Below are 11,540 nucleotides of genomic sequence, written 5' to 3' on the forward strand. Positions count from 1 at the left end.
CAAATGAAGCTGTGTGCTAAATTTGTGGTGTAAACGAAAGATAGTTTTTTTCTTCTAAAAGATTGTTTGCCTTCCATTGTAACATTTAATGTTAATATATGCAAAAGACAAACAATCGTACCAACCAATTAATCAAAGCCGTATTATTTGCAGCAGCAATTACCTTCACTACATTTGTAAATGCAACGCCCACGCATGAGGGTGGAGATAAAATAAATGCCGGTCAAATGGAAGTTCACATGGCCGAAACGACTGATGCAGACATGCTGATTGAAGTAAAAGTTTCCAACGAAGAATCTAAAAGACTTGTACTCGTTATTGAAAATGAACGTGGCGACGAGTTATACAGGAAGGATATTGATAAAGCAGGTCTTCATTCCAGAGTAAGATTTCCTAAAGCCAATAATATCGCCGAGTACACCATTAAATTGAAAACAGGAGCAAGATCTTTGGAGCAATATAAGATCACAACGACATCAAGAGTGGTAGAAGATGTTACCATCTCTAAATTGTAAGATCTTATATAATAACTTATAATAAAAAGCCCTCCCGCACATCGGGAGGGCTTTTAGTTGTGTGCCATATCGCCCGTTAATATTATTATTGTGATCTCCATCTCCCTAATCTGTCCCTTAGCCTGCCAGTGGCCGGGGCATCGTCCCCGCAGTAATTTGCCCTTGGGTTCCACTGCTTGTTGCATGGGAACCGGTACTTGCTTTGTGCATAAGCGGCAACAGGAGTGTCTGTTACTATCAGCGGAGTAAGTCCGCCTGGTAAGGTTACCTGCGAGGCGGCCCCGTTGCCCAATGCCACCTCTTTTGCATTGGTATTGCCATTGAAACTGTAATCGATCAGCGCATCCAGTAAGCGGTACACCACATAATAATCGTATGCATCATAGGCCGACCGGGTATTGGGCAAATTATGTTCGGCTGTATACGTATAATTATCCACCACAGTTTTTTTGACCAGGATAAAATCCTTTTCAGTATCAGGGATCCTGATGCTTTTGAACATGTCAATTGCTATGCGGTGGTCGTTGGTAATGTCATCATCATACACCTGTGCAATCAGCCTGGTATTGGCCGGAAAGCTTTGTAATTGCTGCTGCGTGATCTGGTAAGCATACCAGGGCGCCTGCACAAAGATAAAACGGCCATTGGCGCCCCAGCCTTCTTCCACAAAACCTTTGTAGGCCAGTGCAAAGGAGGCGCCACCGCCAAAGGAATGCCCCATAAAACCAACCTTCGTGGTGTCAATAAGCTTCGGGTACAGCGATACAGCCGTTTTAAAACTTTGCCACAATGTATTGTAGCGTTGCTCTATGCTTACACCGAATGTGGCATACGGAGCGAACACAACCACATAGCCCTTCTTTGCAATAAAATTAAACAGGCCGATATTATAAGCACTCTGTTCCCCACCGAATGGATGGCTGTAAAAAATAACCGGCCTTGGACCAATGGATTCCCTGGGATAAAAGACCTCCACATTTTTACCCTTGTAGGCAGGGCTGGGAAAACTGATCGTGGCCACCGTATATACCCCGTCTTGTCCATATCCATCGATGGGTTTGGCAATAGGGCCGGTGTAAGTGGGTGCCGTTTGTCCGTAAACAAATGTACAGGACATATGCAAAACCGTTAATAATAGGATGTAAGCAATACTGTATTTCATTGGTATTTATTCGCAATAGTTTGTCCTGAGATTGGTTGAACTGCTGCAGGGAAACTGGTATTTGCTTTGGGCATATTTCGGCGCCGGGTTATCAGTAACCTCCAGCGGCACCATCAGTTGCCCATTATAGCCTGGCATGGTCACCTGCTCGGAAGAGCCATTTCCCAACGCCACTTTTTTACCGGCTGCACTGCCATTAAAACTATAATCGATCAGTGCATCAAGCAAGCGGTAGATCGCATAGTAATCCAGTGCATCATAGGCGCTGCGGCTGTTGGGAGCTACGTGGTCTGCCACATACTGATATCCTGCAATAGTAGATGCTTTTACATGAATATAATCTTTCTCGCTTGCTGCAATGTTGATATGTTTGAAAATATCAATAGACAACCGGTGGTCATTGGTTACGTCATCATCATATACTTCTGCAATCATAAAGTGAACTTTTACTTTAAAAAATGATGTGGTAAGAAAAAGGGATCTACCAACGGTAAAAAAAATTATTCCTATCAAAAAGTGATCAACTCTTACGAAAAAGTAATGTACTTAAAATAAAATGATGTTACATCCGGAAAAAAGTAACTATCTATTCTTTAAATAATGTAAACTATTTTAAAAAAAACTATCTCCAATGCAGGAAAAGGTTATAGCTGCCAACAATGAAGTTATATCCGAAGAAAAAGTAGTTATCGCCCGTTAAAAGTAATTATCTTCTTCAAAAAAGTAACTATCTCCCGGCAATAAGTATGTATCGTCCCCAAAAAGTAACTATCTCCCGGCAAAAAGTAATTATCTGCCCCCAAAAAGTAAGTATGACCCGGTAAAAAGTAATTATCGTCGAAAAAAAGTAACTATCTCGTGGAGAAAGTAGTTTTTCACCGGCGTGCTTTAACGAAGTATTAATGATTTGATGAGGTGACAGCACATATATTTAGTAACTTAGATCAAATGACAGGGACTCCTCTACATACATATATTACTCATTTTGTCAGGCACATAATACTTGACATAAGTAATTCTGTAACCTGGTCATTCCCAGAATTCATTCCATTTTGTCTGCAGTTGTATTACTTCTCCAATTTTAAAGACTTCAACAGGTTAGCCCAGGCCTGATTCTAAAGGCTTGGGATCAATGACTTTGCACCTGATTATTACGGTAATCAAGGTGTTAAAAGTTTATACTATTTACCGGAATAGAACTTATTTAAACAGGCAGTATACTACTACTATTAGTAGTAGCATAGAATGCTATTGCTCAAATTAATGTAAAGTGAAAGACATGCAAACAAAAGAACAACTAATTGTAAGAAAAGATGATTTTGATATCATCACAACATATCTAAAAACGGGAGAGACCCGTTCCTCGTTTGACCGGCATAATGTTATGGAGCTGGAGGCGGAGTTAAAAAAAGCAAAATTGGTAAGTAAGGAAAATTTCCCTGATACAACAGTAGGTCTTAATTCCACGGCTGTCATAAAAGATATTGAAACAAACCGCGTACTGTCAATTACAATTGTTACACCAGACAAGGCAGATATAAGGCGGAACAAAATATCAGTGCTGGCGCCTATAGGAACAGCCTTATTGGGTTTTCAGAAAGGCCGGCAGATTAACTGGAAAGTTCCATCAGGGAAAAAGAAATTCATCATAATGGAAGTATACAATTTTGCATAATAATTCTATCGGTATGAGCAATATGAAAATAAATTTTGATAAAGACAAATATCAGCAATTAAGTGAACTCGGGTCCAGGTTTGGTTTATCTTTCTCGAGTCATATGGTAATAGGCAATAAATTAATTGCTTTGGATGGAAGGAAGAAGATCTTACTGGTGCTGGAAAGAAACAACAGATCGTATATTATTGAATTGGAAAAAGTGGCCTCGGTATCTGTCAAAAAGACCTATAGCAGTATCAGGCCAGGAGAATTAATTAATAAAGGCATTGAAGAGTTTTTAAAAACTATTGAGTTGCAGTTTGAATACAATAATAAACGAACAATTTGTTTACCCTTTTTTGACTGTGAGAAAGACGATTCCCGGAATTTGCCCAGGTTAGAGCGAAATGCTAAAAACTGGCAGCTGATCCTTTCTAAAATGGCAATCACTCATCCTGATCGGCAGTGCCAGATGGTGGTGGAATGAATATTTTTTAATTATTAAACGAATTGTCATGATACACAATAAAAAGCCGGTTCGTGCAATCGGAATTACAATAATAATTCTTGTTTTAGTAAATGTTATTGCGATAATGGAGGGGTATACCAACAATGGAAAATGGTACTGGGTCCTTGTTATCACATTACCCTTACTGTTACTGGCAATTGCAAATGTTCGCCGGAAGAAGCATATTGTTTTTCAATAAATAACCTGTCATTGGTCTAATGATTGGCCGGTTATGGCTCTTTTAATGGTCTCCTGCAACTGCCGAGCCTCCAGCTCATAATCGGCCATTTGATATATATTATGCAGCAAATAATCGTATAGGATCAAAAATTTCTCATTAAGTGTGGAATCGAAAACTAATAGGGATAATTTGGTGTTAACTGTAGTAGATGGACCTTGTGTTAAATGATAACATTAAAATTAAAGTCATGAGCGACAATAAAATAAAACAAATACAGGATTTCGGTCAGCGTATTTGGCTTGATTTCTTTGACCGGGAAATACTGAATTCAGGTAAGTTGAAAAAGATGATTGAAGAAGATGGTATCGGTGGAGTCACCTCCAATCCCTCCATATTCGAAAAAGCAATTAGCAGCAGTTCGGATTATGATGAAGATCTCCGGTCACTTATTCAAACCAAAAGAAGCTACGATGTTATTTTTTTTAGCCTGGCAGTTAAAGATATAAAACGGGCTGCTGATCTTTTTAAACCTGTATATAAGGAAACCAATGGGCTTGATGGGTTTGTCAGCATCGAAGTTTCTCCCCACCTTGCTCATGATACAGAAAAAACCATAAAACAAGCCAGGGAATTATGGGAAGCTGTTGACAGGGAAAATGCAATGATTAAGATCCCTGCAACTGTAGAAGGATTACCCGCTATCAGAACATGCATAAGTGAAGGAATTAACATCAATATCACGCTCCTGTTTGGATTGCCGCGCTATGAAGAAGTTGTAGAGGCATATCTGTCGGGTCTTGAAGACAGGGTTAAGGCAAATAAACCTATTGATCAAATTACATCTGTTGCCAGTTTCTTTCTCAGTCGTATAGATTCCCTGATCGATCCGGAATTGAAATTAAAAGGACTTGATGAGCTGAAAGGTCAGGTAGCTATCGCTTCTGCAAAAAAAGCATACGGGATTTACAAAAAGTTATTTTTCGGAAGCCGGTTTACTGCACTGGAGAGTAAAGGCGCAAAACGGCAACGTTTATTATGGGCAAGTACTGGTACCAAAGACCCAACATTCAGTGACATAAAATATGTATCTGAGTTGATAGGTCCGGAAACGATAAATACCGTAACCCTCGAAACATTGGACGCTTTCAGAGACCATGGCCTGCCTGGAAACCGTCTCGGGGAAGACATGGATACAGCGTCAGAGGTTTTGGAACAGCTGAAGGGATCAAATATTGATATAGATGCTGTAACCCGGAAACTGGAGGATGAAGGAATTGAAAAATTCAATATAGCCTATGACAAAATAATCGTCGCAATTAAAAATAAAAAAACCGGACAAGTAGTATGACAGGATTATCAGCTTAAACAACAATATTATGAAAGAAAAGTATAACGACCCCACCTCTCAACGCCCTGAAGGAAACCGGATGATTGACGGCCCAATGGTTAGTATTGATCTATCGTTATTTATGGAACAAATCAGGGAGGAAAATTCGTGGAAAGACGGCAAACGGAATGCCATAACTATTTTTAAAACCAATGAGCTGAGAATTGTACTTATTGCTTTGCACCAGGATTCGGAAATGGCCAGGCATATTGCTGATGGCATCATTAATGTGCAGGTATTGAAAGGCCGGATACAATTTATGACGGATCAGAAAACCGTTGAATTAAGTGAAGGCCAGATGCTGGTATTGCATGAGAGTATTCCGCATACCGTAAAAGCGCTTCAGGAGTCAATCTTTCTACTAACAATTGCAACGTCTTTACGAAATAAGCAGAATCATCTTTAAAAGCGTTGGTATGGAACAGCTCGCTTAGAATATGTTTTAAATCAGGCAATTCAAAATGGAGCATATTACAAAATATGCAGTTTCCGGTAAAGGCCGGGTTCGGATCTTTAGCTCAAAGGAATAGGTTGTACCTTATAATTTAATCCATTCGTAGATCCAGCAGTTACATCAAGAGTTATACCTGTTATTTTATCTGCCATATCCGACGAGAGAAATATGGCTGCATTGGCAATGTCTTTCATTAACGGAAGTTTTTTAAGCATGGTATCATCTTCCAGTTTTTTTATAAAGAGTTTGGCCTGATCTCCAAAATTGTCTATTGCTTCGGTAAAAACACGTGAGTCTGGTGAGCCTGCAGAGCGAATGCTTACAACACGTATACCATGGATCCCAACCTCTGTTGCAAGATTTCTTGAAAAGCTTTCGATAGCGTTGCAAACAATTCCCCATGCGCCTACTAAAGGATAACCTATTCCGCCAGGAGTAGAACTTAACGAGAGGATAACGCCTGAACGCTGTTGAGCCATCACCCTCGCTGCTGCAGTGGCAGTTAGGAAATGGGTGGTCATTGCTGTTGTAATTGGATGCACAAAATCATCCAGTGTCAATTCAATTAACGGAATATTTTGCTTCACTTCAAACCCAATGAGGTTAAACGAAATATCAACTGTTCCATGTTTGCTTACTATCTCATGGATGTGTGTAGCCACTGATTGCTCGTTCAAAGCATCCACCTGTGCTGCTTCAGCCTTGCCACCGTTTTTTATAATTTCATTTTTTATTTTTTGAAGCGAATTGATGTTTCTGCCAGCAAGAAAAACAGTTGCTCCTTCTGTGGCAAATGCACTGGCAATAGTGCTGCCTAAAGAGCCTGCACCGCCATATATAATCGCGTTTTTGTTTTGAAGTTTCATTTATGCCTGTTTTTGTTTTAAAAAAGAATCCTTTTTTAATAAAATTTTAGAAACTCAAAACTAACGCTGAGTTTACTGCTGTAAATGGGTGAGTGCGACAATTTAGGGGGGCGATTCCGACAAATTGGAAAGCACGGGGGAATTCCGGGCATGTCACCCGAAACCCCGGGCAGGGTCCGGTACAGGCCAGAAAGGCTGGATAATTCCTGGCAACTAATTAAACGACTGCCTGAATTCCAACGGCGACTGATCCGTTTTTCTTTTAAATAGTTTATTGAACGATTGCGGGTGTTCAAAACCTAATTGGTACGCTACTTCTGCAACCGATAAATTGGTGGTAGACAGCAACTCCTTTGCTTTTTCAATGAGTTTTTCATGGATGTGCTGCTGTGCGTTTTGCCCGGTAAGGGTGCGAAGCATATCGCTTAAATAATGGGGCGAAACATTCAGTTGTTCTGCAAGATATTGAACGGTGGGCAGGCCTTTTGTTAAACCGGTTTCGTTGTTGAAATAATCATGGAGCAGCTTTTCGAGTTCTGCCAGCAGATCATTGTTTGTTGCCTTGCGGGTTATAAACTGGCGTTTATAAAAACGGTTGCTGTAATTTAACAACAACTCAATTTGCGAGATGATCACATCCTGGCTGAAATCGTCAATGTTTGATTGTAATTCATCTTCAATATTTTTTAAGATCCCCAGGATGATCCCTTTTTCTTTTTCCGATAAATGCAATGCTTCATTGGTTGAATAGGAAAAGAAGCCAAAATTATTAATATTTTTTCCTAATGGATAATTCCTGATGAAGTCAGGATGAAAGAGTAATGTATAACCAAGGTATTCTGTATCATCGGTAACCGCCAACACCTGGTTGGGGGAGGTAAATACCAGTCCGCCTTCTTCAAAATCATAATAATGCTGCCCATATTTTATTTTACCGCGCAGGCCTTTTTTGTAAGAGACCTTATAAAAATTGAGCAGGAAGGAGGAGGGCAGCTGATCTTTTTCAACAGCGATCAGGGAATTATCAACGACGGTTATCAACGGGTGCAAAGGCTTTGGTAAGCCCAGCACCCGGTGTAATTCGGATATAGAGTTGAATTGATAAGGAGCCCTTTCTTCCTTTTTCATTGTATAAAGTTAGGTAATTTAGTTTGCCAGAAAGGTTTGTTCCATTTGATCCCGGAATGCTTCATCGCCCAGCTGCAACCGTTGTGCATACAGCGCTTTTGCATCTTCACCTGCTACATACCTTAATTTCTCCTTTCCGTCGGTAGCTGCTTCATACACCACGGCAGCAATTTGTTCAGCCTGCGAGAAATGATCTTCGTTGATGCCCGCAAACATTTTTTCTACCCATTGTTGATAGGCCGGGTGTGATGACATGTCGGCAGAACGGCTCAGGAAATCGGTTTTAATACCACCGGGAGAAACCGTTTTAATACCAACTCCCACTTTTTTCAGCTCAAAAGCCACACTTTCGCTCCAGCCTTCCAACGCCCATTTTGTTGCATGATAAACCGAGGCGAATGGAAAAGTGATCAATCCGCCGATGGATGTAGTGGAGATAAAAAGTCCTTTTTGTTTTTCCCTGAAGTAAGGAATAAATGCCTGCGTAACACGAATAACACCTAACACATTTGTATTCAGCTGGCGCACCAGTTGTTCATCGGTAATTGATTCAAGGGGGCCCATCAATCCATATCCTGCATTATTAAATACCACATCAACAGGACCCAGGGCAATGGCCTTTTGCGTTGTTTCTTTAATTTGGTCTACATTGGTAACATCTAACGGCAACACGGTAATATTGTCGATGGCAGTGAGTTCTTTTTCGTTTTGGGGGTTACGCATGGTAGCGATCACCTTCCAGCCTTTGGCGGCGAATAATTTAGCGGTTGCTTTTCCCAGGCCGGTAGAGGCGCCGGTGATAAAAATTGTCTTCATTGTCTTTTAAATTTGAAGAACAAATTTCTATCGCCTGCTTTTGCCGCATGTTGCCAAACCGGACCTTGTTGTATCCAAAATGGAGCACGCTACATGGCCCTCGTCCACACAGTCGTTCTACCAAATAACGATATCCCCACATAGCCTCTAATTTCCAGTTTATCACCTTTCAACTTCATATTTGAGCTGTATGTTTTCCCGCTTTTGGGGTCATAGATCTCACCGGCTGTCCATTCTCCATCATCGAAATTGAATTTTGTAAGAATAACCAGGTTCATGATGGGCCGGGTCCTTAAAGCCGCGGAACTGTTCTTCTTATCTATTTTGGGAGTTCCATCGGCTTCATTGGGTGTTTTCAGCCAAACGATTTTGCCGAAGTAGGCAGCGCCGCTTTTGTAGATCTGGATCCTGGCATCCTTTTCTTCATTGAGCCAGTTGCCTAATATGGCATCGGCAGTTTGAGCCAGGGCAGCCTTCATTCCTAACAGTAAAAGGACCAACAATATTTTTAGTTCTTTCATCTTGACAGCTTTTGATTATCAATTAAATATAAAACTTCTCCCGGGTTGCTCCCAATTATTTTCACTCCATTTGCAGCTGTAAACCATGCCCCAAAAATTGTAAACATACACTGTAAACATACCATTGGGTGCAAACAATACCTTATCAGCCGATCAGCCACTTAAAATCGTGTATATTTGCTAAACACTAATATTCGTTAACCATTGGTTTTAAGCCTGTTCCTACCTGAAAAGATTCACTTCCACTAACAACCAAAACTGCCATAAACTACCCGTGCCGTCGGAATTGTCATATAATGAAAAAGGATTGCTGCTTCAGATCATAGCAGGAGATGCCGACGCTTTTACGGAAATTTATGACCTGTACAAAGACCGCATCTTTGCCTTCGCCTACACCCTCACCAAGTCGAAGGAAATAGCGGAAGAAGCTACCCAGGAAGTATTTATAAAGCTTTGGGAAAAGCGCGACCAGATCGATGCCACTTACCCGCTAACGCCCTACATAAAAAAGATCACTTACAACTATATCATCAGTTTTTTCAGGAAGGTAAAGCTCGATAGGACCTTACAGCAAACCCTTGCCCATAACATGGAAGTGTTGCGCAATACCAATGAAGACGAACTGTTGCAAAAAGAACTGAATAAATTGTATCAGCTGGCTATTGAACAGCTGCCACCCCAAAAACGCACGGCCTATACCCTCAGCCGCGAACAACATTTAAGCTATGAAGAAATAGCGCTGCAAATGGGCATAAGTAAAAATACCGTACGCAACCACATGACCGAGGCCATTCATTTCATCAGGAATTATATTACTACCCATGCCGACCTGGCCTGCCTTATCCTGGCATTAATAGCTACCGGTTACCGGATACCAGTCGCGGGGCCCCTGGTAACCGGAAACTGGTAACTGGTAACTTTTTTTTAAAACCAGGTAGTATTTCTTTTTCTCTCAAGCGTACCTATAAGCAAAAGGGAATATTTAATATTATAATAATGGCATTAAGCAAAGAACAACTCGAAGATCTGTATCATAAATACGTACAAAACCAGTGTACGCAGGAAGAGTTGGTGGCTTTAGTCAATGAACTGGGTGCAGAACCGGGAGCAGTCAATGAAGCAGTGGTTACCCAGTTGTTTGATAAAACCTGGGACGGCCTGGAAGTATTTCCTGATAAATACAGGCTGCCCGATCTGTCGCTGCCTAACGAAAATGACAATGAAACACCCGTGATAGAAATGTACCCGCACCGCAAAAAATGGTTGCGAATGGCTGCCGCGGCTTCCATTATTTTCATTTTGGGCGTGGGTACTTATTTGTTGGTTCGTACTCCGAAAAAGGAGATGGCAAAAACGGAGAATACGAAACCTGCCCAAAAGCAGGATGTAGCACCCGGTGGCAATAAAGCAGTGCTTACCCTGGCTAACGGCAACACCATCATATTGGATAATGCAGCCAATGGCACCCTGGCCAATGAAGGCAATGCCAAAGTGGAAAAAACAAGCAATGGCCAGTTGGTGTATACGGCCCCCGGCGGCAATGCTTCAGCAGCTATTACGTATAATACCTTATCAACACCGCGAGGCGGGCAATACCAATTATCATTGCCCGATGGAAGTAAAGTATGGCTGAACTCAGCATCTTCCATCACCTTTCCAACCGCGTTCACCGGCGATGAACGCAAAGTGACCATAACCGGCGAAGCATATTTTGAAATAGTTCCATTGCCACTTCCTACAGGAAAAAAAATGCCCTTTAAAGTGGAAAAAGGCAACGTTACAGTGGAAGTGTTAGGCACACATTTTAATGTAAACGCCTACGATGATGAAGAGGCTATGAAAACAACTTTGCTCGAAGGCCGCGTGAAAGTAGTTTCGATGTTGAATGGTCAACAGGCAATTTTGAAACCCGGAGAACAAGTCTCTGTATCCCACTCATCCCAACTATCCCAACCCATTCCGGTTCAGACAGATGAGGTAATGGCCTGGAAAAATGGCATGTTTCACTTTGAAAACGCTGGTATAAGAACCGTGATGCGACAGCTCAGCCGTTGGTACGACATTGAAGTGGAATATAAAGGCGCTATAAAAAATGATTCGTTGGATATGGAAGTGCCCCGCAATACCAATTTGAGCGATGTATTGAAAGTGATAGAATCAACTGCGGGCATCAAAATAAAGATCGAAGGAAAAAAAGTGACTGTTTTGTAACTCAAAAACCAAACATATGCTTAAGCCATTTGAAAGAACTTTTCCCGAAACGCATTCTCCCCCAATAACGCTTTGAACGGCGCGTAAAACGAACTTTCACATTTTACGTTTCTCCGTTCACGAATTGGCTTAAC

The 11,540-nt window shown here is 41.2% G+C and carries 13 protein-coding genes; 7 read left to right on the plus strand and 6 right to left on the minus strand.

Going from position 1 to position 11,540, the window contains the following annotated elements; translation table 11 throughout:
• Positions 1 to 98: 98 nt before the first annotated feature.
• On the plus strand, positions 99 to 515 hold the full coding sequence (locus tag A3860_RS13545; protein WP_081147241.1) for a hypothetical protein: 417 nt from the start codon (positions 99 to 101) through the stop codon (positions 513 to 515).
• A gap of 85 nt (positions 516 to 600) precedes the next feature.
• Here A3860_RS13545 and A3860_RS13550 read toward each other — a convergent pair whose 3' ends face one another.
• On the minus strand, positions 601 to 1,677 hold the full coding sequence (locus tag A3860_RS13550; RefSeq protein WP_216823434.1) for an alpha/beta hydrolase family protein: 1,077 nt from the start codon (positions 1,675 to 1,677) through the stop codon (positions 601 to 603).
• 6 nt (positions 1,678 to 1,683) lie between these two features.
• A complete protein-coding gene (locus A3860_RS13555) occupies positions 1,684 to 2,112 on the minus strand; it encodes a hypothetical protein (protein WP_216823435.1) in 429 nt (142 codons plus the stop codon).
• A gap of 844 nt (positions 2,113 to 2,956) precedes the next feature.
• Between A3860_RS13555 and A3860_RS13560 the strand changes: the two genes are divergently transcribed.
• From A3860_RS13560 to A3860_RS13580, 4 genes are all read left to right on the plus strand, one after another.
• The gene (locus A3860_RS13560; protein ID WP_081147242.1) at positions 2,957 to 3,352 is read left to right on the plus strand and encodes a GreA/GreB family elongation factor; all 396 of its coding nucleotides are present in this window, start codon (positions 2,957 to 2,959) and stop codon (positions 3,350 to 3,352) included.
• 13 nt (positions 3,353 to 3,365) lie between these two features.
• Positions 3,366 to 3,821: a hypothetical protein gene (locus A3860_RS13565; RefSeq protein WP_081147243.1), complete on the plus strand. Its 456-nt coding sequence runs from the start codon at positions 3,366 to 3,368 to the stop codon at positions 3,819 to 3,821.
• A 449-nt stretch (positions 3,822 to 4,270) separates the two neighbouring features.
• Positions 4,271 to 5,371, plus strand: a complete 1,101-nt coding sequence (tal, locus tag A3860_RS13575; protein WP_081147369.1) for a transaldolase — start codon at positions 4,271 to 4,273, stop codon at positions 5,369 to 5,371.
• A gap of 28 nt (positions 5,372 to 5,399) precedes the next feature.
• Positions 5,400 to 5,816, plus strand: a complete 417-nt coding sequence (locus tag A3860_RS13580; protein WP_081147245.1) for a cupin domain-containing protein — start codon at positions 5,400 to 5,402, stop codon at positions 5,814 to 5,816.
• 107 nt (positions 5,817 to 5,923) lie between these two features.
• Here A3860_RS13580 and A3860_RS13585 read toward each other — a convergent pair whose 3' ends face one another.
• The 4 genes from A3860_RS13585 to A3860_RS13600 all read right to left on the minus strand — a co-directional run bounded on the left by A3860_RS13585 (position 5,924) and on the right by A3860_RS13600 (position 9,195).
• Positions 5,924 to 6,730, minus strand: coding sequence for an SDR family NAD(P)-dependent oxidoreductase (locus tag A3860_RS13585; protein ID WP_081147246.1), 807 nt, complete (start codon positions 6,728 to 6,730; stop codon positions 5,924 to 5,926).
• 213 nt (positions 6,731 to 6,943) lie between these two features.
• Complete coding sequence (locus tag A3860_RS13590) at positions 6,944 to 7,858, minus strand: helix-turn-helix domain-containing protein (RefSeq protein WP_081147247.1); 915 nt, start codon at positions 7,856 to 7,858, stop codon at positions 6,944 to 6,946.
• A gap of 18 nt (positions 7,859 to 7,876) precedes the next feature.
• Positions 7,877 to 8,674, minus strand: a complete 798-nt coding sequence (locus A3860_RS13595; protein WP_081147248.1) for an SDR family oxidoreductase — start codon at positions 8,672 to 8,674, stop codon at positions 7,877 to 7,879.
• 89 nt (positions 8,675 to 8,763) lie between these two features.
• Positions 8,764 to 9,195, minus strand: coding sequence for a DUF2147 domain-containing protein (locus tag A3860_RS13600; protein WP_081147249.1), 432 nt, complete (start codon positions 9,193 to 9,195; stop codon positions 8,764 to 8,766).
• A 274-nt stretch (positions 9,196 to 9,469) separates the two neighbouring features.
• Here A3860_RS13600 and A3860_RS13605 point away from each other — a divergent pair, with 274 nt between their 5' ends.
• Together A3860_RS13605 and A3860_RS13610 are read left to right on the plus strand one after the other, a co-directional pair.
• Entirely contained in the window at positions 9,470 to 10,105 is a 636-nt protein-coding gene (locus A3860_RS13605) for an RNA polymerase sigma factor (protein WP_158085239.1), read from the plus strand.
• Between the two features lie 86 nt (positions 10,106 to 10,191).
• A complete protein-coding gene (locus tag A3860_RS13610) occupies positions 10,192 to 11,406 on the plus strand; it encodes a FecR family protein (RefSeq protein WP_081147251.1) in 1,215 nt (404 codons plus the stop codon).
• Positions 11,407 to 11,540: the final 134 nt, after the last annotated feature.

This window comes from Niastella vici, assembly GCF_002077945.1.
In the GTDB taxonomy this organism is placed as follows: Bacteria; Bacteroidota; Bacteroidia; order Chitinophagales; family Chitinophagaceae; genus Niastella; species Niastella vici.

What these genes read in the sequence shown, in the direction of transcription:
- A3860_RS13545 (WP_081147241.1), top strand. Translation starts at nt 99, where the DNA reads ATGCAAAAGACAAACAATCGTACCAACCAATTAATCAAAGCCGTATTA.
- A3860_RS13550 (WP_216823434.1), bottom strand. Translation starts at nt 1,677, where the DNA reads ATGAAATACAGTATTGCTTACATCCTATTATTAACGGTTTTGCATATG.
- A3860_RS13555 (WP_216823435.1), bottom strand. Translation starts at nt 2,112, where the DNA reads ATGATTGCAGAAGTATATGATGATGACGTAACCAATGACCACCGGTTG.
- A3860_RS13560 (WP_081147242.1), top strand. Translation starts at nt 2,957, where the DNA reads ATGCAAACAAAAGAACAACTAATTGTAAGAAAAGATGATTTTGATATC.
- A3860_RS13565 (WP_081147243.1), top strand. Translation starts at nt 3,366, where the DNA reads ATGAGCAATATGAAAATAAATTTTGATAAAGACAAATATCAGCAATTA.
- tal (WP_081147369.1), top strand. Translation starts at nt 4,271, where the DNA reads ATGAGCGACAATAAAATAAAACAAATACAGGATTTCGGTCAGCGTATT.
- A3860_RS13580 (WP_081147245.1), top strand. Translation starts at nt 5,400, where the DNA reads ATGAAAGAAAAGTATAACGACCCCACCTCTCAACGCCCTGAAGGAAAC.
- A3860_RS13585 (WP_081147246.1), bottom strand. Translation starts at nt 6,730, where the DNA reads ATGAAACTTCAAAACAAAAACGCGATTATATATGGCGGTGCAGGCTCT.
- A3860_RS13590 (WP_081147247.1), bottom strand. Translation starts at nt 7,858, where the DNA reads ATGAAAAAGGAAGAAAGGGCTCCTTATCAATTCAACTCTATATCCGAA.
- A3860_RS13595 (WP_081147248.1), bottom strand. Translation starts at nt 8,674, where the DNA reads ATGAAGACAATTTTTATCACCGGCGCCTCTACCGGCCTGGGAAAAGCA.
- A3860_RS13600 (WP_081147249.1), bottom strand. Translation starts at nt 9,195, where the DNA reads ATGAAAGAACTAAAAATATTGTTGGTCCTTTTACTGTTAGGAATGAAG.
- A3860_RS13610 (WP_081147251.1), top strand. Translation starts at nt 10,192, where the DNA reads ATGGCATTAAGCAAAGAACAACTCGAAGATCTGTATCATAAATACGTA.